The organism is Ideonella azotifigens (genome assembly GCF_006519715.1).
In the GTDB taxonomy this organism is placed as follows: Bacteria; Pseudomonadota; Gammaproteobacteria; order Burkholderiales; family Burkholderiaceae_C; genus Ideonella; species Ideonella azotifigens.
Window position 1 is genome coordinate 1 of record NZ_VIDT01000005.1, and the last position, 19574, is coordinate 19574.

General features: G+C 66.3%; 17 protein-coding genes and 1 pseudogene. 9 read left to right on the forward strand and 9 right to left on the reverse strand.

Annotated features, from left to right (window positions below; genetic code table 11):
- Positions 1 to 507 (forward strand): annotated as a pseudogene (locus FKP22_RS31695) (hypothetical protein); the annotation flags it as partial.
- Positions 508 to 563: 56 nt separating this feature from the next.
- Here the strand turns inward: FKP22_RS31695 and FKP22_RS00870 are convergent.
- A complete protein-coding gene (locus FKP22_RS00870; protein ID WP_375140545.1) occupies positions 564 to 1271 on the reverse strand; it encodes an arylesterase in 708 nt (235 codons plus the stop codon).
- Here FKP22_RS00870 and FKP22_RS00875 point away from each other — a divergent pair.
- The gene (locus FKP22_RS00875) at positions 1270 to 1965 is read left to right on the forward strand and encodes an ABC transporter ATP-binding protein (RefSeq protein WP_141284266.1); all 696 of its coding nucleotides are present in this window, start codon (positions 1270 to 1272) and stop codon (positions 1963 to 1965) included. The two genes, FKP22_RS00870 and FKP22_RS00875, sit on opposite strands and share 2 nt — an antisense overlap.
- Before the next feature lie 86 nt (positions 1966 to 2051).
- Here the strand turns inward: FKP22_RS00875 and FKP22_RS00885 are convergent, their stop codons facing one another.
- From FKP22_RS00885 to FKP22_RS00915, 7 genes are all read right to left on the reverse strand, one after another.
- Positions 2052 to 2984: a DUF808 domain-containing protein gene (locus tag FKP22_RS00885; protein ID WP_141284270.1), complete on the reverse strand. Its 933-nt coding sequence runs from the start codon at positions 2982 to 2984 to the stop codon at positions 2052 to 2054.
- Positions 2985 to 3063: 79 nt separating this feature from the next.
- Positions 3064 to 4611, reverse strand: coding sequence for a dienelactone hydrolase family protein (locus tag FKP22_RS00890; RefSeq protein WP_141284272.1), 1548 nt, complete (start codon positions 4609 to 4611; stop codon positions 3064 to 3066).
- Positions 4612 to 4691: 80 nt separating this feature from the next.
- Complete coding sequence (locus FKP22_RS00895) at positions 4692 to 5486, reverse strand: peptidylprolyl isomerase (protein ID WP_141284274.1); 795 nt, start codon at positions 5484 to 5486, stop codon at positions 4692 to 4694.
- A gap of 189 nt (positions 5487 to 5675) precedes the next feature.
- A complete protein-coding gene (locus FKP22_RS00900; protein ID WP_141284276.1) occupies positions 5676 to 5960 on the reverse strand; it encodes a BolA family protein in 285 nt (94 codons plus the stop codon).
- Between the two features lie 16 nt (positions 5961 to 5976).
- Complete coding sequence (locus tag FKP22_RS00905; protein WP_141284278.1) at positions 5977 to 6636, reverse strand: septation protein A; 660 nt, start codon at positions 6634 to 6636, stop codon at positions 5977 to 5979.
- An 11-nt stretch (positions 6637 to 6647) separates the two neighbouring features.
- Entirely contained in the window at positions 6648 to 7067 is a 420-nt protein-coding gene (gene msrB / locus FKP22_RS00910) for a peptide-methionine (R)-S-oxide reductase MsrB (RefSeq protein ID WP_141284280.1), read from the reverse strand.
- A complete protein-coding gene (locus FKP22_RS00915) occupies positions 7064 to 8581 on the reverse strand; it encodes a protein adenylyltransferase SelO (protein ID WP_141284282.1) in 1518 nt (505 codons plus the stop codon). The genes msrB and FKP22_RS00915 overlap by 4 nt, the downstream gene beginning before the upstream one ends.
- Before the next feature lie 140 nt (positions 8582 to 8721).
- On the opposite strand from FKP22_RS00915, the gene FKP22_RS00920 reads away from it, so the two are divergent.
- On the forward strand, positions 8722 to 10377 hold the full coding sequence (locus FKP22_RS00920) for a 3-(methylthio)propionyl-CoA ligase (protein ID WP_141284284.1): 1656 nt from the start codon (positions 8722 to 8724) through the stop codon (positions 10375 to 10377).
- A 4-nt stretch (positions 10378 to 10381) separates the two neighbouring features.
- On the opposite strand, the gene FKP22_RS00925 is transcribed toward FKP22_RS00920, so the two are convergent.
- A complete protein-coding gene (locus tag FKP22_RS00925) occupies positions 10382 to 11566 on the reverse strand; it encodes a DUF4056 domain-containing protein (RefSeq protein WP_170200681.1) in 1185 nt (394 codons plus the stop codon).
- Between the two features lie 344 nt (positions 11567 to 11910).
- Here FKP22_RS00925 and FKP22_RS00930 point away from each other — a divergent pair, with 344 nt between their 5' ends.
- From FKP22_RS00930 to FKP22_RS00955, 6 genes are all read left to right on the forward strand, one after another.
- Complete coding sequence (locus tag FKP22_RS00930) at positions 11911 to 13149, forward strand: branched-chain amino acid ABC transporter substrate-binding protein (protein WP_141284288.1); 1239 nt, start codon at positions 11911 to 11913, stop codon at positions 13147 to 13149.
- A 157-nt stretch (positions 13150 to 13306) separates the two neighbouring features.
- Positions 13307 to 14281 carry a branched-chain amino acid ABC transporter permease gene (locus tag FKP22_RS00935; protein ID WP_231012813.1) on the forward strand — a complete coding sequence of 325 codons (975 nt, stop codon included), beginning with the start codon at positions 13307 to 13309 and terminating at the stop codon, positions 14279 to 14281.
- 10 nt (positions 14282 to 14291) lie between these two features.
- Positions 14292 to 15695: a branched-chain amino acid ABC transporter permease gene (locus tag FKP22_RS00940; RefSeq protein ID WP_231012807.1), complete on the forward strand. Its 1404-nt coding sequence runs from the start codon at positions 14292 to 14294 to the stop codon at positions 15693 to 15695.
- Entirely contained in the window at positions 15695 to 16528 is an 834-nt protein-coding gene (locus tag FKP22_RS00945; protein ID WP_141284292.1) for an ABC transporter ATP-binding protein, read from the forward strand. Before FKP22_RS00940 ends, FKP22_RS00945 begins: the two co-directional genes overlap by 1 nt.
- Positions 16525 to 17232 (forward strand): ABC transporter ATP-binding protein, encoded by a 708-nt coding sequence (locus FKP22_RS00950; protein ID WP_211361260.1) that lies wholly within the window; start codon positions 16525 to 16527, stop codon positions 17230 to 17232. The genes FKP22_RS00945 and FKP22_RS00950 overlap by 4 nt, the downstream gene beginning before the upstream one ends.
- Positions 17233 to 17477: 245 nt before the next feature.
- Positions 17478 to 19571, forward strand: coding sequence for a 3-hydroxyacyl-CoA dehydrogenase NAD-binding domain-containing protein (locus FKP22_RS00955; RefSeq protein WP_141284294.1), 2094 nt, complete (start codon positions 17478 to 17480; stop codon positions 19569 to 19571).
- Positions 19572 to 19574: the final 3 nt, after the last annotated feature.

Consider the following 19574-nt stretch of genomic DNA (forward strand, 5'->3'; position numbering starts at 1 on the left):
CCCGCCACGCCGCAAGGCGTGCAGGCTGCGCAGCAACCGGGCCGCCGTCCGCAGGCACAGGACGAGGACGACAACCGCGTTGGCCACCGTCCGGACGTGCCGCACAACCCGAACGCTGCCTTCAACGGCAACCCGCGCAACGGCCAGCTCAACAGTGGCCAGCCGCAGCAGCGGGACGATGGCGACGACAACAACGGCATGTGGCACCGCGGCGCGCAGGTGGTGAGGCCACAGGCCCCGGCTGTGCAGCAGCCAGAGCGGGTGCAGCCGCAACAGGTGGAGAGGCCACAGGTCCAGCGCCTGCCCCAGGCAGTGGAAAGGCCGCAGCCTGTGGAACGCCCTCAGCCGGCGGAGCGGCCGCAGGCCCAGCAACCGCAACCGCAGGCTCGCCCGCAGGTCCAGCCCGTGCCGCAACCACAGCAGCAACCACGTGCCGAACCCGCCGAACGGCAGGACAAGGGCCAACAGCGTGGCCGCCCGGGCGATCCGCGTCGCGACCCGAACTGAACCGCTTCAGGCCCAATGAAAAACACCCGCTTCGGCGGGTGTTTTGTTGAGTGGGTTCAGCGCAGCAGCGGCTTGAGCACCGGCCAGACGTTGTCCAGCATGCGCGGATGCGCTTCGGCCTTGGGGTGGATGCGGTCGGGCTGGAAGAGCTGCTCTGCATCCGGCCGGTCGGCAATGCCGACCAGCAGAAAGGGCACCAGCGCGGCTTTTTGTGCCTGGGCGGTGCTGCTGAACACGTCGGCGAAGTCGCGCGTGTATTGCGCGCCGTAGTTGGGCGGCACCTGCATGCCGATCAATAGCAGCTTCGCGCCTGCGGCCTTGCCTGCCAGTGCCATCGCGGTCAGGTTGTCCCGCGTGCTGGCCAGCGGCAGGCCGCGCAAGGCATCGTTGCCACCCAGCTCGATCACCAGCACCTTGGGCTGGTACTGCTTGAGCAGGGCCGGCAGCCGGCTGCGGCCGCCGGCGGTGGTGTCGCCGCTGATGCTGGCATTCACCACTTCGAACGGCAGCTTCTCGGCCGCCACCCGCTGGCCCAGCAAGGCCACCCAGCCACTGCCACGTGCCAGGCCGTATTCGGCCGACAGGCTGTCGCCCACGACCAGCACCCTGGATTGACCGGCAGCCGGTGCGGTAGATGCCGCAGGCGTGGCCGCGAGGGCCATGCCGCCACTGGCCGACAGCGCGGCCAGCAGCACGCTACAGTGCAAGATCCGGCGTCGCAGCCCCTGCAGGCGCGGTGCGGTTTCCATCTTCTTCGCCTTCATGTCAGAACCCATCATTGCCGTTGAACAGGTCACCAAACGGGTGAGCGATGCCACCGGCACGCTGACCATTCTCCACGACATCTCTTTTGTGCTGCAGGCCAGGGAATCGGTCGCCATCGTCGGCGCCTCGGGTTCCGGCAAGAGCACCTTGCTGGCGCTGCTGGCCGGGCTGGACACGCCCAGCGAAGGCCGGGTCATGCTGGACGGGCAGGACCTGTTCGCGCTGGACGAGGACGCACGCGCTGCGCTGCGCGCACAGAAGCTCGGCTTCGTGTTCCAGAGCTTCCAGTTGCTGGCCAACCGCACCGCGCTGGAAAACGTGATGCTGCCGCTGGAGCTGGCCGGACGGCGCGATGCGCGCAGCCAGGCGCAGGAGATGCTGCAGCGTGTGGGCCTGGGTGAGCGCCTGGCCCACTACCCGCGGCTCATGTCTGGCGGCGAGCAGCAGCGCGTGGCGCTGGCCCGGGCCTTTGTTGTGCAGCCCAAGGTGCTGCTGGCCGACGAGCCCACCGGCAGCCTGGACCACGCCACCGGCGAGCGGGTGATGCAGCTGATGTTCGACCTGAACCGCGAGCTGGGCACGACGCTGGTGATGGTCACGCACGACCGCGCCATTGCCGCCCGCTGCGCCCGCCAGCTGCGCATCGAAGCCGGCAGGCTGATGCCGGAAACCCTGGCCGACCTGCCTGCTTGATGGAGCCCCCAGGACTGTGCTGCGCCCAGCCCGCCCCCCGCGGGGGACAAGGAAACTTGGGGCGGCCCGGCGTTTCCTTGGCTTCTTCAATTTTTGCCGCGCAGTTTCTGCACCAGGCTGACCCCTGCCAGCACCAGCGCACCGGCCACCAGCCCCACGCCGAGGTCGGCCACCATGCCGCCAATGGCGTGCAGCCAGCCGGGCAGGGCAGCTGTGATGGTTTCGATGGCGTGGTGCAGCGGCGGCGCGCCGTGCACCAGGATGCTGCCACCGACCAGGAACATGGCCACCGTGCCGGCCAGTGCCAGGAACTTCATCAACCACGGCGCGGCGCCCAGCAACAGGCGGCCAAACGCGCGCAGCGCGGGCCGCAGGCCGCCATCGCCTTCGATGCGGCTCAGTGCTAGGCCGGCGTCGTCCATCTTGACGATGGCGGCCACCAGGCCGTAGACGCCGATGGTCAGCACCACGGCCACCGTCACCAGCACGCCCAGCTGCGTGACCAGCGGCTGGCCGGCCACGCTGCCCAGCGTGATCGCGATGATCTCGGCCGAGAGGATGAAGTCGGTGCGGATCGCACCGCGGATCTTGTCGCGCTCCATCGCCACCAGGTCGATCGCGGGATTCTCCACCGCGGCCAGCAGGCTGGCGTGGTGCGCTTCGTCTTCCGCCGCATGCGCACTGTGGGTGATGCGGTGCCACAGCTTCTCGAAGCCCTCGAAGCACAGGTAGGCGCCGCCCACCATCAGCAGCGGCGTGATCAGCGCCGGCACCCAGGCGCTGATGGCCATTGCCGCCGGCACCAAAATGGCCTTGTTCAGCAGCGAGCCCTTGGCGACGGCCCCGACCACCGGCAACTCGCGGTCGGCCTTCACGCCCGACACCTGCTCGGCGTTCAGCGCCAGGTCGTCGCCCAGCACGCCGGCGGTCTTCTTGGCCGCGACCTTGGTCATCAGCGCGACATCGTCGAGCAGGGTGGCAATATCGTCGATCAGCGCGAGCAGGTTGGCAGCAGCCATGGATCGTGGGTTCCTTTGTGGTGGTGGTCAGGCGTGCCACCGCGCGCCATGGTAGCCGGCCGCTGCGGTGCGAATGCCGTCAGGGCTTGGCACCCAGGACCTTCAATTGGGCCACCGCGTGTTCGTTTTTCGGGTTCAGCACCAGTGACTGGCGGTACGCTGCAATGGCCTGCGCCTTGGCGCCGTCGTTCGCATACGCCTCGCCCAGACTGTCGAAGGCGTTCCAGCTTTCCTTGTTCAGCTCGGCCGCGAGGCGGAGCAGGGCGACCGCAGCCTTGCGGTCGCCCATGCCTATCAGCTGGTAGCCCCAGGCATTGAGTTCGTCTTCAGACAGCGAGAAGTCGGGCTCCTGTGCCTTGAAGGACTGGTAGATCTCGGACGCATGGTCCGCACCGCGGCGGGCCAGTTCGGCGGCAAAGCTGGCGCGGGTTGGCGGCGTACCTTGGCTGTGGCTGGCATTGACCTTCAGCAGGTGCGCTGGCGCACCGCTGCTGGCGGCCGGCAGGTCCAGGAAGGCCCGGCTGGCGGTGTCGCCCTTCAGGTAGGCGTCCAGGAAGCGGCGCACATAGGTTTCCAGCCAGGCGTAGGCGGTCGACAGTTCGGCCTTGTCGTAGTCTTGGTATTGCTCGTCGGGCCGCAGGCGCTGGTCGAACATCACCGAGAAGTTGGGATGCGTCATCGGATACAGCGTGACCCGGTAGACGTCGGCGTATTTCAATCGATTGAGGTAGCTGGTGGCCTTGTTGCGGCCTTCCGAGAGTTCTTCGATCTCCACCGGCCGCGCTGCAAGGTAGAGCAAGGGCGCGGTGTTGCGCGCCGGTGTCGCGTAGCCGGCCTGCTTGACCAGGTCGGGCCAATAGCGCACCGAACCGTCCAGGCTGACCACGGCGCCGATGCGGCTGTCCTTGGCGGCGGCCAGCACATTGGCCAGCCCGCCCCAGCTGTAGCCGATCACCGCGACGCGGCTGCTGTCCGCCTGCGGCAGGCCGTGGGCAAAACCGATCAGGAAACGGATGTCGGCCACCTGGGCTTCGACCCCTTCCAGGTCGCTGGTCATCTCACGCGAGCTCTGGCCGATGCTGGGGCTGGCGATGACCAGGTAACCCTGGCTGGCCAGGTATTCGCAGAGGTCAGCGTTCTCGAACGACCAGGCGCCGAAGCTGGGCGCGTAGATCACCACCGGCCACTGGCCAGTGGCCGCGGCTGCGTCCCGCACCGCGAGCATCGGCGCGGCCAGTTCGGCCTGTGCACGCGCTGGCGGCAGTGCGGCCACACGGCCTTGCACGAACTGGGCGGCCTGGGCCGCGCGTTCGGCGGGTGGGCGTGAGAAGTCGTCGTCACCGGCGCCCAGGCGCAGGTAGTCCACCACCTTCATCGCCGGGGCTGCGCCGGTCTCGGCCGGGTACCAGATCAGGGTCTGGACCGGCCGGGCGCGCTCGCCGGTCACTGGCTTGCCGGTGACCGTGTCGGTGGGCCCGCGGTAGCCACGCGAGAAGTCGTATTGCTCAATCACCCGCAGGCCCACGGCATGGGGGCCCGGCGGGTTGAGCCGGGTGAAGTTGGATTCGGCGCGGGCTGCGCAGGGCAGGCCGAGCAACAAGGCCAGTGACAGCAGGAGAGAGCGCATGGGACTCCGATTGAAGCTTGCCTTTCGGCGGACGAAAAAAAGGCGCCTGTTGGCGCCTTGGTTCGCTGGGTGATCAGCGCTCACTGGCTGAACTTGTAGTCGGTCTTCGCCGCGGCGCGCAGGTCTTCCTGGTATTTCTGCAGCTTGGCTTGCGACAGGCGCTGCATCAGCTGGGCCTTCACGTCGTCGAAGGCCGGGAACTGGGCTTCGCGGGAGTCTTCCAGCTTGATGATGTGGTAGCCGAACTGGGTCTTGACCGGCTCCTGCGTCATCTCGCCCTTCTTCAGCGCGGCCATGGCCTGGCCGAATTCCGGCACGTAGGCGTCAGGCTTGGCGAAGTCCAGGTCGCCGCCGTTTTCGGCCGAGCCCGGGTCCTTGGAATTCTTCTTGGCCAGGTCTTCGAACTTGGCGCCGGCCTTGATCTCGGCGATCAGGCGCTTGGCGTCTTCTTCCTTCTCGACCAGGATGTGGCGGGCACGGTATTCGGTGCCGCTGGAAGAAGCCTTCACCTTGTCGTATTCGGCCTTGGCTTCGGCGTCGGTGACAGGGTTCTTCTTTTGATAGTCGGCAAACAGCTCGCGGATCAGCACGGTCTGGCGCAGCAGTTCGAGCTGGGCCTTGTAGTCTGCCGTCGCGGGAATGCCTTTCTTCTCGGCTTCCTGGGCGAAGATCTCGCGCAGCACGACTTCGTCTTTCGCGCGGGCTTCCATTTCAGGGGCAACCGGCTGGCCGTTGCGGCTTGCCTGTTGCATCAGCATGCTCACACGCGCCTTCGGAACAGGCTTGCCATTCACGATGGCAATGTTCTGGGCGTATGCGCCCATCGGCAGGATCACGGCCATGGCCGCCAGCAAGACAGTGGACTTCAAGTTCATGCGTGTCGCCTTTCGGGGGACTCGATTTTGTCGATGAGATGAAAAAGGAAGGCGCGAGGCAGATATACCCACGCAGCCGCGATCACAGGAGATATTGGGTTCAGGCCAGATTCGGCGATGAAGACAAGACCTTCATTTGAAGGACCTGATTTGACGCGGATGGGTGATGGGTGGATTCGCTGTTCGCGGTCAGACTTCGCCCGGAGCGCGTGCGTCCAGTGCCAAGGCATGGATGCCCCGGCTCATCAGGGGGCCCAAAGCATCATACACGAGGCGATGCCGTGCAATTCGTGACAGTCCGGTGAAGCTTTCGCTGACCACACGGACCGAAAAATGGCTGCCTTCACGGGCGCCGGCATGGCCGGCATGCGAGGCGCTGTCGTCCTGCACGACGAGCGCGCTGGGCTGCAGCGCGGCCTGCAACACCGCTTCGAGTGCCGCGGCTGTGGCATGGGTGGGCAGAGCGTTTGTCATGGGAGTTTCTCAGCCTTCAAAGGCCGCTGCCAGGGCCTGGTGCCGGCGCGGAAGCTTCACCTTCTTCGGGCATGTATTTGCTGACGTAAAGGCCTTGGCCCAGGATGAACAGCAGCATCAATCCGGTGCCGCCGAACAGTTTGAAACTGACCCAGGTTTCTGTCGTGAAGCTGTACGCGACCCATAGATTCAGCAAACCCATCATGCCGAAGAAGCCGACCCAGGCGAAATTCAGGCGCTGCCAGATGGCGTCCGGCAAAACCAGTTGATCGCCCATGGTGCTGCGCAGCAGGTTCTTGCGAAACAGCGCCTGGCTGATCCACAGCGTCAACCCGAAAGCCCAGTACAGGCCGCTGGGCTTCCACTTGATGAAGGTTTCGTTGTGCAGCCACACGGTCAGCCCACCCAGCACGGTGACCAGCGTCAGGCTGATCCACAGCATCAGGTCGACCTTGCGGCCGCGCAGCTTCAGGTAGATGACCTGGCACAGCGTGGCCACGATGGTGACCAAGGTGGCCAGCATCACCGGCCCTTCGCTGGCCGCGACCACGCCGCCCGAGACCAGTGCGCCGAAATGCTGGGTGGCGAATTCGCCGGCCCATTCCTTGTGCGATTCGGTGGCGCGGAAGGTCAGGAAAAAGAGGATGACGGGCAGCAGGTCGAACAGCAGTTTCATGTCGAGGCGTTTTACGGTTTCGGCGCGAAGTCTATCGCTGCCGAATTGATGCAGAAACGCTCGCCGGTCGGCTCGGGGCCATCTTCGAACACATGACCCAGGTGGGAGCCGCATTTGGCGCAGCGCACCTCGACCCGCGTCATGCCGTGCGTGGTGTCGACCACGCGCTCGATCTTGCCGTCGTCAATCGCCTGCCAGTAGCTGGGCCAGCCGCAGCCTGCGTCGAACTTGCTGTCCGAGCTGAACAGCGGCTCGCCGCAGCCAATGCAGCGGTAGGTGCCGCCTGCGAAGTGGTCCCAATATTTGCCGGTGAAGGCGCGTTCGGTGGCGGCGTGGCGGGCAATCGCGTACTCGGTCGGGTCCAGCTCTTCGCGCCATTGCGCATCGGTCTTGCGCACGGGGTAGCGCGGGTCGTCGTGATCGTGGCTCATGAGGAACAGGAAACTTCCAGGTGATGGGCCCAGTCGGGCGGGAAGCCGGCGTCGGCATCGTGTTCAGGCTGTTCGTCGAACGGGCGCGACAAAACTTTCAACAGGCGCTGCACTTCGCTGAAGTCGCCACCTTCGGCCTGCCGGATGGCCTGTTCGGCCAAATGGTTGCGCAGCACGTACTTGGGGTTGGCCTGGCGCATGCGCAAGGCCCGCGCAGTGTCGTCGCTCATTTCCTGGCGCAGGCGCTGGGTGTAGTCTGCCGCCCAGGCGTCGAAAGCCTCGCGGTCGACGAAAAGGTCGCGCACCGCGTCGTTGCGGGCCTCGAGTGCCGTGCTGAAGTCGCACAACCGGCGCCAGGCGATGGTGTGGTCGGCGCGCTGTGCGGCCATCAGGCGGAGTAGGCCGTCGGCCAGCGCGCCGTCGCCAGCCTGGGTGTCCTGCAGGCCCAGCTTGGCCAGCATCAGCGAGGTCATGGCCTCGCTGAACGCGGGGCCATAAGGTTCCAGTTCGGCGCGCAGCAGTTCGGCATCGGCCTCCTCGCCCTTGCCACTGCCCACCAGTGGCAGCAGCGCCTGGGCCAGCGCATGCAGGTTCCACCAGGCCACCTGCGGCTGGCGCGCGAAGGCGTAGCGGCCACTGTCGTCCGAGTGGTTGCAGATGTGGTTCGGGTCGAAGGCGTCGAGGAAGCCGAACGGGCCGTAGTCGATCGTCAAGCCGAGGATGGACATGTTGTCGGTGTTCATCACGCCATGTGCAAAGCCGACAGACTGCCACTGCGCGAGCAACCGCGCGGTGCGCCGCGTGACCTCGCCGAGCAAGGCCAGCACCGGCTGCGGTGCCTCGGCGCAAGCGGGGTAGTGATGGGCGATGACGAAGTCCACCAGCTGGCGCAGCCGCTCGGGTTGGCCATGGTGCGCGAAGTGTTCGAAGTGGCCGAAGCGGATGAAGCTGGGCGCCACGCGCGTGACGACTGCCGCCGTCTCCACGCGCTCGCGCCGCACCGGCAGCGCCGAGCCGGTGAGGCACAGCGCGCGGGTGGTCGGAATGCCCAGGTGGTGCATGGCCTCGGAGCAGAGGAATTCGCGGATCGACGAGCGCAGCACCGCGCGGCCATCGCCCATGCGCGAGTAGGGCGTGAGTCCGGCGCCCTTGAGCTGCAACTCCATCGGACCGGCAGGCGTGTCCAGCTCGCCCAGCAGCAGCGCGCGGCCGTCGCCCAGCTGGCCGGCCCAGACGCCGAACTGATGCCCGCTGTAGACGCTGGCCAGCGGCGCCATGCCGGGCCAACTGCCATTGCCGCTGAGCACGGCCAGCGCGCCTTCACTTTGCTGCCAGTTTTCGGGCCAGCCCAGCAGTCGTGCGCAATCCTCGCTGGCGGCAATCCAGTGCGGGTCTGGCAGGCCCTGCGCGGGCAGGCGGGTGGCAAAGCCTGCACCCAGCGCCGCAAAGCGGTTGAGCCAGGCGGCGGGCGGTGGCGGCAGGGCGGCTTGCGGGGCAACTTGTACGGCAGACATGTCGGCAGTGTAGGCAGGCGCGACTGTCGCCTTGGCGACGAGGGGCATTCGGGTTTCATCTGAGGCCGCGCAAGGCCTCTGGCGCTGCTGCGTGCCTATCATCGAGCGAGCTTGTTTTGCCACCTTGCAGGAGACACCCGATGAGCGCCTTGATGGGCCAGATGATGACCACGCCGCTGATGATTGGTTCCGTGTTGCGCCATGCAGCGCGGCATGCGGGTGAAGTGGAGGTGGTGTCCAAGCGGGTCGAGGGCGATGTGCACCGCACCAACTGGGCCGGCATCGAACTTCGCGCGCGCAAGCTGGCGCAGGCCTTCGCGCGGCTGGGCTGCGAGCCGGGTGACCGCGTCGGCACGCTGGCCTGGAACGGCTACCGGCACCTGGAGATCTACTACGGCAGCTCCGGCTCGCAGCTGGTCTGCCACACCATCAACCCGCGCCTTTTCCCGGAGCAGATTGCCTGGATCGCCAATGACGCAGCCGACCGCGTGCTGTGCTTCGACCTGAATTTCCTGCCGCTGGTCGAGAAGCTGGCGCCGGAGATGAAGTCGGTGCAGCACTTCGTGTTGATGACGGACCGCGTGCACATGCCGGCTGCCAGCAGCATTGCCGGCTTGCTGTGCTACGAAGAGATCGTCGACGCAGAAGACGGCGCCTACAGCTGGCCCGACTTCGACGAGAACACCGCGTCCAGCATCTGCTACACCTCGGGCACCACCGGCCACCCGAAGGGCGCCGTCTACAGCCACCGCTCGACGCTGCTGCATGCCTACGCCGCGGCCATGCCGGACGCGATGAACTGCTCCACCCGCGACGTGATCCTGCCGGTGGTGCCGATGTTCCACGTCAACGCCTGGGGCATTCCCTATACCGCGGCCATGGTCGGCGCCAAGCTGGTGATGCCTGGCCCGCACCTGGACGGCAAGTCGCTCTACGAACTCTTCGAAAACGAAAAGGTCACTTTTTCCGCCGGCGTGCCCACCGTGTGGCTGGGCCTGCTGACCTACATGAAAGCCAATCGGCTGAAGTTCAGCAGCTTCAAGCGCACGGTGATCGGCGGCTCGGCCTGCCCGCCGGCAATGATGAAGACCCTGCAGGAGGACTTCCATGTCGAGGTCATCCACGCCTGGGGCATGACCGAGATGTCGCCGCTGGGCACGCTGTCCAAGCTGATGTCCAAGCACGACGACTTGCCGGCCGAGGCCAAGCAGAAGCTGCTGGAGACCCAGGGGCGGGTGATCTATGGCGTGGACATGGCCATCATCGACGACGATGGCCGCAGCCTGCCGTGGGACGGTGTGGCCGCCGGCAACCTGGTGGTGCGCGGCAACTGGGTCATCGCCAGTTACTTCGGCCAGAAGGACGCGCCTTCGCCGCTGGTCAGCGTGGACGGCGAGCCCGGCTGGTTCCCGACCGGCGACGTGGCCGCGATCCACCCTGACGGCTACATGCAGATCACCGACCGCAGCAAGGACGTGATCAAGTCCGGCGGCGAGTGGATCAGCTCCATCGAGCTGGAGAACATCGCAATGGCGCATCCCGCCGTGCACGAGGCCGCAGTCATCGCCTGCAAGCACCCGAAATGGGATGAGCGGCCGCTGCTGGTGGTCGTGCCCAAACCTGGCATGTCGCCCACGCGCGAGGACCTGCTGGGCTTCTTCGAAGGCCGCATCGCCAAGTGGCAGATCCCGGACGACGTGGCCATCGTTGCCGAGCTGCCGCACACGGCCACCGGCAAGCTGCAGAAGCTCAAGCTGCGCGAGCAGTTCAAGCAGCACCGGCTGCCTGGCGCCTAAAGCCTCAGGGGCGGCGCAGCAGCCGATCCGGCGAAGTCGCGTCGTCACCCAGCTCGGCCTTCACCCGGCGTTCGATCTCCAGCATCAGCTTGAGCAGGTCCGCGCGCGGGTTGAGCTGGAAGGCCTTGGCACCGGCCTGCTCGGGGAAGAGCTGGGCCAGCACGGGCTGCAGTTCGCGCGCGGTCGAGTCGATGCGCAACTGGAGCACAAAGGGTGCCGGGACCGGCGCGGCGCCATTTGCAGTGGCGGACACCGCGGCTTCGGCCGGGTCGGCCAGGGTGGGCATGGCGCCAGAGGTCGATGGCTCGGACGGCGGATGTTGCGCTCCATCGGCGGGGGCGTCGAACACCAGTTCGCGGCTGCTGAAGCTGCGTGGCGCGCTGCCGGCACAGGCGGCCAGGTCGGGCACCGTCCAGGGCTGGAGCGGCGAGCCATCCAGCCCGAGGGCCAGGTCCCGGCCCGTGATGAACTCGTTGTGCGGCCAGCCGCTGTCGCCGCGCCACCAACGGTTTCTCACGCGCGCAAAGGTCTGCCGCGTGACCGCGATCGGCTGGGCCCCGTAGCGCTCCGGCAGGGCCTTGAGTTCCTCGTCCACTGCGGTGGCGTAGGCCACGCCTGCCCGGGCCACCGCGCGCGCGCCGATCTCGATGCCGACAACGTGCGAAAGCGTGTCCTCATAGGTGAAGGCCGAGATCTTCTCGGGGGCCAGGAAGGTGCTGCGGTAGTCGAACCAGGTCAGCACTTCGTGCCAGGTCATCATCAGGAACGCCATGCGGCGTGCGAGCGTGTCCAGTTCGGGCCAGGGCGGGGGCGATCCCTGCGCCAGCGCAGGGCGCTGCAAGGTGACGCGCACTTGCATGCCGCGGTCGCCGGCAGGCACGGTGAACTTGAGCGTCTGGTCCTGGCGGGCCCAGGCCGCGCCCAGCCGGCCGTGCAGGTAGGCCACCCAATCTGCGGACTGGCGCAGGTGGTCCACGTCCAGGAAGCCGGCTGCGCAGGTGTAAACCAGCCCCCCTCTTTCGCCGCGATGGTCGCGATAGCCGTGCTGGCCGACGAAGTGGACGTCGAAGAACATGTTGTCCACGCCGCGCAGCGTATGCAGCGCCGGGATGGTGCCCAGGCGCACCCCGGGGGCGAAGCCGGCCTCCTGCGCATCGAGCGCCGCGGCCCTGCCATTGCCCGCGCACATGGCCAGGCCAAGAACTGCCGCGGCAAGCTTCAGTCGCGCTGCGCAACTGTGTCTGATGCGATGGGAATTCCACACGATGCCGCCTCCCTCTCCACATTGGGCCGAACCGGCCCGCATGCTAGGCCTGGCCCGCGATCCGCTTGTGGGCGACGGGCACAAGCAATCGTCGGAAGAGGGGTCTTGCATCGCTCGCTGCACGGCCGGCCCGCGCGCATGGCGTTTTCCCGCGGCTTTGTCCCGGGCGCGACAAGCTTTAGTGGTAGTCCCTGAAGCCCTGCACAGGGGCTTCCGTTACCGTTGACTGGCTTCAGTGCAGCGCATCAAACACAACAGGAGACGGCCCGATGAAGATCAGCTACAAATGGCTTGGCATGGTGGTCACGGCATCGCTGGCGATGACCACCGGCCTGGCCCACGCCCAGAAGGGCGAAACGGTCAAGGTCGCGTGGATCGACCCCTTGAGCGGGCTGATGGCCCCGGTCGGCCAGAACCAGGTCAAGAGCTTCCAGTTCATTGCCGAGCAGTTCAACAAGGGCAATGCGGCCGGCGTGAAGTTTGAAGTCGTCCCGATTGACAACAAGCTCAGCCCGGCCGAGTCGTTGAATGCCTTGAAGTCGGCCATCGACCAGGGTGTGCGCTATGTGACCCAGGGCAATGGCTCCAGCGTTGCACTGGCGCTGATCGATGCGATCAACAAGCACAACGAGCGCAACCCGGGCAAGGAAGTCGTCTACCTCAATCATTCTGCGGTAGACCCCGACCTGACCAACAGCAAGTGCAGCTACTGGCACTTCCGGCTGGACGCCGACACCTCGATGAAGATGGAGGCCTTGACCACCTTCATGAAGGACCAGAAGGACATTCAGAAGGTCTACCTGATCAATCAGAACTATTCGCATGGCCAGCAGGTGGCCAAATACTTCAAGGACGCGCTGGCGCGCAAGCGTCCGGACGTGCAGGTGGCGGGCGAAGATCTGCATCCCCTGGCCCAGGTGCGCGACTTCGCGCCATATGTCGCCAAGATCAAGGCCTCCGGCGCCGACACCGTGGTGACCGGCAACTGGGGATCCGACCTCACCCTGCTGGTGAAGGCGGCCAACGACGCCGGCCTGAACGTCAAGTTCTACACCTACTACGCCGGCGTGACAGGCACGCCCACCGCGCTCGGTGCCGCGGCAGCCGGTCGTGTGTTCCAGGTCGCCTACGCCACCTCCAACATGGGTGGCGCGACCGCCAAGCTGATGGCTGACTTCAAGACCAAGTTCAACGACGACTGGTACACGGGCTCCAGCTACCACCTGTTCGCGCTGCTGAGCGACGCGATGGCCAAGGCCAAGTCCACCGACCCGGTGAAGGTCGCCGCTGCCATGGAAGGCCTGAAGTTCAAGAGCTTCAACGGCGAGGTCGAGATGCGCAAGACCGACCACCAACTGCAGCAGCCGCTGTTCATCTCGGTTTGGCAGAAGACTGACGCGAAGAACAACTACAGCGTCGAGAACACCGGCTACACCTTCGCCGAGGTCAAGGCCTACGACGCGTATGTTTCCAGCACGCCCACCTCGTGCCAGATGAAGCGGCCCTGAGCAGGGTGAGCGCGCCGCTGCGCGCCTGAACCGGGCCCGCCGGACGCCGCTCCGCCGGGCCCTTTTTGTCGACCTTTCTACGTCACTGGAATCACCTGCCGTGGACCAGATCCTGATCAACCTGCTGAACGGCTTCAGCTCCGGGCTGTTGCTGTTCATGCTCAGCTCCGGGCTGACGCTGATCTTCAGCATGATGGGCGTGCTGAACTTCGCCCATGCCAGCTTCTACATGCTGGGCGCCTACGTGGCCTATTCGCTGAGCAACTGGCTGGGCTTCACCGCTGCGCTGGTGCTGGCCCCGCTGATCGTCGGCGGCCTGGGCGCCTTGTTCGAGCGCACGGCACTGCGCCGCGCGCACAAGTTCGGCCATGTGCCCGAACTGCTGATCACCTTCGGCCTGTCCTACGTGGTGCTGGAAGTGGTGCAGCTGATCTGGGGCCGCACGCCGGTGCCGGCGGTGCCGCCGGCCTGGCTGCAAAGCTCGGCCTTCACGGTGGTGCAGTCGGCCCAGCACGGGCTGTCCATCGTGGCGGGCGTGGCGCCGCCGGAGATGTGCCAGTCCGCAGGCGAGGCGGCAGCCAGCTGCTCGCGTTTCCCGATGACCCGCGCCTTCATGATGCTGGTCTCGCTGGGCATGCTGCTTGCGCTGTGGCTGCTGCTGACGCGCACCCGCATCGGCCTGGTGATCCAGGCGGCGCTGACCCACCCGGAAATGGCCGAGGCGCTGGGCCACAACGTGCCGCGCGTGCTGATGCTGGTGTTCGGCTCCGGCTGCGCACTGGCGGCGCTGGCCGGCGTGATCGGCGGTGTCACCTTCGTCACCGAGCCGGCGATGGCCGCGGTGGTCGGCTCCATCATCTTCGTGGTCGTGGTGGTGGGCGGCATGGGCTCGCTGGCCGGGGCCTTTGTCGGCTCCATCGTCATCGGCCTTTTGCAGACGCTGCCGCTGACGGTGGACGCTTCGCTGGCCGACCTGTTCAACCGCTTCGGCGCTTCGGTGCACGAAGGCTCGCGGGGCTGGCCGCTGCTGCGCATCACGCTGGCGCAGGCGGCGCCCATCCTGCCGTACCTGCTGCTGGTGTTGATCCTGATCTTCCGGCCCAAGGGCTTGATGGGCACACGGGAGGAATGAGGCAATGAGCATGGCTGTACAACCTGACATGGCGGCTTCGCCCGCGGCCATCCGTCCTGCCGCGCCGGTGCTGGCCGCGGTGCCCAGCGGCCCGCCGCCAGTGGCCACCGTGCGCCGGCAACCCAGTCCGCGCAGCTACCACTTCAAGCCCTGGAATGTGGGCCGCGCGCTGATCTGGAGCCTGTTCGCCGTGACCTTGCTGGTCGTGCCGCTGCTGTGGACCACCAGCTTCGCGCAGACCATGCTGTGCCAGATGGGCATCGGCATCATCGCCTGCCTTGCCTACAACATCCTGCTCGGCCAGGGCGGCATGCTGAGCTTTGGGCATGCGGTCTACAGCGGTCTCGGCGGCTTTGTTGCGATCCATGCGCTGAACGCCGTCAGCGCCGGCAGCCTGCACCTGCCGGTCAGCCTGGTGCCGATCGCGGGCGGGCTGGGCGGCCTGTTCTTCGCCGCGCTGCTGGGCTACGTGACGACCAAGAAGAGTGGCACGACCTTCGCGATGATCACGCTGGGCCTGGGCGAGCTGGTCTGGTCCATGTCGCTGATGCTGCCGGAGTTCTTCGGCGGCGAGGGCGGCGTCTCGGGCAACCGCGTGGTCGGCGAGAAGGTCTTCGGCATCAGCTTCGGGCCGCAGATCCAGCTGTACTACCTGATCGCCGTCTACTGCTTCGTCTGCACCGGGCTGATGTTCGCGCTGACCCGCACGCCGCTGGGCCGCATGCTCAACGCCGTGCGCGACAACCCGGAGCGCGTCGAGTTCATCGGCTACTCCACGCAGCGCGTGCGCTACCTGGCCTTCATGATCTCCGGCTTCTTCGCCGGCATTGCGGGCGGGCTGAGCGCGCTGAACACCGAGATCGTCAATGCCGAAGTGGTCGGCGCCGCGCGTTCGGGCTCTTACCTGCTGTTCGTGTTCCTCGGCGGCGCCACTTTCTTCTTCGGGCCCATCATCGGCGCGGTGCTGATGGTCGTGGCGCTGGTGCTGCTGTCGGAGCTCACGCAGGCTTGGCTGCTCTACCTGGGCCTGGTCTTCATGTTCATGGTGATGTTTGCGCCCGGTGGTGTGGCCGGACTGGTCATGATGAACCTTCGCGTGGCTGCGCACGGCAAGCTGGGCCGCTTGTGGACAGGCTACCTGGCGCTGGCTGGCACGGCAGCCACGGTGCTGCTGGCCGCGGCGGTCTGCATCGAGATGGTCTACCACCTGCGGCTCAACGAGGCGCTGGGCCCGCAGATGAACTTCCTCGGCGTGACGCTGGATGCCAAAGGCCTGGATGCCTGGTGCGGCGCAGCGCTGCTGCTGCTGACCGGTGCCGGGTTGTTCGAAGTTTCGAGGCGGCACTTTGCCCAGCAATGGGGCGAGGCGCAGGAAGAGATCGAGCGCGAGATGAAGCGCAGGGAGGCCTTGTGATGAGCAGTTCGGTTGCCGTGTCTTCCAACGGGTCCAGCCCGTACGCCTTGGAATTGTTAGGGGCGCACAAGCGGTTTGGGCTGACGGAAATCATCCGCGGCGCACAGCTGCAGGTGAAGCCGGGCGAGCGCGTGGCCATCATCGGGCCCAACGGCGCGGGCAAGTCCACCTTGTTCAACCTGATCTCCGGGCGCTTCGGCCTCAGCAGCGGCGAGATCCGCCTGCACGGCGAGCGCATCGACGGGCTCAAGCCTTACGAAATCAACCGCCGCGGACTGTCGCGCAGCTTCCAGGTCAGCAACCTGTTCACCCGCCTCTCGGTGTTCGAGAACCTGCGCTGTGCGGTGCTGTGGTCCATGGGCCAGCGCTACGCGTTCTGGCGCTTCCTGTCCAACCAGCACGAGGCCAACGCGCGTGCCGAGGAGGTCATGCAGATGATCAAGCTCGACAAGCGGCGCGACCAGCTGGCAATGAACCTCACCTATGCCGAGCAGCGTGCGCTGGAGATCGGCATCACCATCGCCGGCGGCTCCAGCGTGATCCTGCTGGACGAACCGACCGCCGGCATGAGCAAGAGCGAAACCAAGCGCTTCATCCAGCTGATCCGCGAGGTCACCGAAGGCAAGACGCTGCTGACCGTGGAACACGACATGGGCGTGGTCTTCGGCCTGGCGGACCGCATTGCGGTGCTGGTCTATGGCGAGGTGATCGCCTTCGACACGCCAGATGCGGTGCGCGCCAACCCGCGCGTGCAGGAGGCCTACCTCGGCTCGGTGCTGGCTGATCACCAGGCGGCCGAAGCTGTGGCGCAGCCGATGGGGTGCGCTGCATGACAAAAGAACTGCTGCAGCTGTCCAATGTGCATGCCTACTATGGCAAGAGCCATGTGCTGCACGGCGTGTCGCTGAACATTGGCGAAGGCGAGATCGTCAGCCTGCTGGGTCGCAACGGCGCGGGCCGCTCCACCACCGTCAAGGCCATCATGGGCCTGGTGGACGCACAGGGCTCGGTCAAGTGGCGGGGCCGCGAACTGGTCGGCCGCAAGGCCTTCGAGATCGCCCACGAAGGCATTGGCTACGTGCCCGAGAACCGCGACATCTTCCCGCGCCTCACCGTGGGCCAGAACCTGCTGCTGGGCGTGAAGAGCGGCAACAAAAAAGGCCGCTGGAGCCTGGACGACATGTTCAAGCTGTTCCCTCGCCTGAAGGAGCGTGAACACACCGCCGCCGGCGTGCTCTCAGGCGGCGAGCAGCAGATGCTCACGCTGTGCCGCACGCTGATGGGCGACCCGGACCTGATCATGATCGACGAGCCCACCGAAGGCCTCGCCCCGAAGATCGTGGAACTCGTCGCCGACTACCTGCGCGAACTCAAGCGCCGCGGCATCTCGGTCCTGCTGGTCGAACAGAAGCTCACCATCGCCCTCGAAGTCTCCGAACGTTGTCTGGTGATGGGCCACGGCCGCATCGTGTTCGAGGGCTCGCCGGCAGAACTGAAGGCCAACAGCAACGTCCGCAAGGAGTGGCTGGAGGTTTGAACGGGGCGACTTCGGCAGGCATGCGTGCCCGGAGGGGCCCGTACGGCGCGCGGCGTTGTCCTGCCCGCTGCCAAGGTCTTCTTGGTGTTTTCCCTCCCCCCACCTGTCGCAGCAGGGACATCATCTGAAACGTCCTCGTTCTTAGAATCGAACGATCGTGCTAATTCTGGTCGGGACGCTTTCTCCACCGGGTCAGCACGTCGCCTTCCGGCGTCTTTCCTCTCCTTTCCCAAAGGGATACCGACATGAGCGCAAGCTATGAAGTCCGCGGCAATGTGGCCGTCATCACGCTGAACAATCCTCCCGTCAACGGCTTGGGCGCGGCGACCCGCCTGGCGATCGCCGACGGGCTGGAGAAGGCGCAGGCCGATGCGGCCGTCAGCGCCATCGTGGTCACTGGCGCCGGCAAGGCGTTTTCGGGGGGCGCGGACATCAAGGAATTCGGCACCCCGCGCGCGCTGGCCGAGCCCAACCTGCTGTCGCTGATCAAGCTGGAAGAGGCCTGCAGCAAGCCCATCGTCGCGGCCATTCATTCGGTGTGCATGGGCGGCGGGCTGGAGCTGGCGCTGGGCGCGCATTACCGCGTCGCCGCGCCGGGCACCAACGTGGCCTTGCCGGAAGTGAAGCTGGGCCTGGTGCCGGGCGCTGGTGGCACGCAGCGCCTGCCGCGTGTGCTGGGGCTGGAAACCGCGCTGAACATCATCGTCAGCGGCGAGCCGGTGAAGAGCGAGTTGCTGGCGATGCAGCCAGGCCAGAAACTGTTCGACCGCATGATCGACGGCGACCTGCTGGAAGGCGCCATCGCGTTCGCCAAGGAAGTGGCCGAGGTGCGGCCGCTGCCGCTGGTGCGCGACCTGAAGGTCAAGCATCCGGAAGCGCAGGCTTTCCTGCAGTTCTCGCGCAACACCGTGGGCGCGATGTCCAAGAATTTCCCGGCGCCGCTGCAGTGCGTGGAAGCCGTGGCGGCCTCGCTGGGCAAGGACTTCGAGGCCGGCATGAAGGTCGAGCGAGAGGCCTTCATCGCGCTGATGTTCACGCCCGAAAGCAAGGCCCTGCGCCATGCCTTCTTCGCCGAGCGCGCCGCAAGCAAGATCTCCGACGTGCCGGACGGCACGCCGGTGCGCCCCATCAACAAGCTGGCCGTGATCGGCGCCGGCACGATGGGCGGCGGCATCGCGATGAACTTCCTGAACGCTGGCATTCCCGTCGTGATGCTGGAGATGAAGCAGGACGCGTTGGACCGTGGCGTGGCCACGATGCGCAAGAACTATGAAGGCCAGGTCAAGAAGGGCAAGCTGAAGCAGGAGAAGTACGACGAGCGCATGGCGCTGCTGTCGACCACGCTGAGCTACGACGCACTGGGCGACGCCGACATGGTGATCGAGGCCGTGTTTGAGGACATCGACGTGAAGAAGGCCGTGTTCCAGGAGCTGGACCGTGTGATGAAGCCCGGCGCCATCCTGGCCAGCAACACCTCCACGCTGGACGTCAACAAGATCGCAGCTTTCACCAAGCGCCCGCAGGACGTCATTGGGACCCACTTCTTCAGCCCGGCCAACGTGATGAAGCTGCTGGAGGTGGTGCGCGGCGCGGCCACCGCCAAGGACGTGCTGGCCACCGTGATGCAGCTGGGCAAGAAGATCAAGAAGACCTGCGTGGTCTCGGGCGTGTGCGATGGCTTCATCGGCAACCGCATGATCGAGCAGTACAGCCGCCAGGCCGGCTTCCTGCTGGAGGAAGGCGCCACGCCGGCGCAGGTGGACAAGGCGGCCGAGAAGTTCGGCTTCGCGATGGGCCCGTTCCGCATGGGCGACCTGGCCGGCAACGACGTGGGCTGGTACATCCGCAAGCGCCGCTACCTGGAGAAGCCGGACCTGCGCTACTCCAAGACGGCCGACCTGCTGTGCGAGATGGGCCGCTTCGGCCAGAAGACGGGGGCCGGCTGGTATGACTACGTGCCCGGAAAGCGTGACGCGATCCCGTCGCCGCTGGTCGAGCAGATGATTGCCGACTACCGCAAGGACCTGGGCATCACGCCGCGCAAGATCAGCGACGACGAGATCGTCCATCGCCTGGTGTTTGCGCTGGTCAACGAAGCCGCGCGCTTGCTGGAAGAGGGCATCGCCCAGCGCGCGTCGGACGTGGACATGGTCTACCTGACCGGCTACGGCTTCCCGCTGCACCGCGGTGGTCCGATGTGCTACGCCGACACGGTCGGCCTCTACAACGTGGTGCAGATGATGAAGCGCTTTGCGCAGAACCCGCATGACGACGCGACCTTCTGGCAGCCCGCGCCGCTGCTCGCGAAGCTCGCAGCCGAAGGCAAATCCTTCAGCTGATCG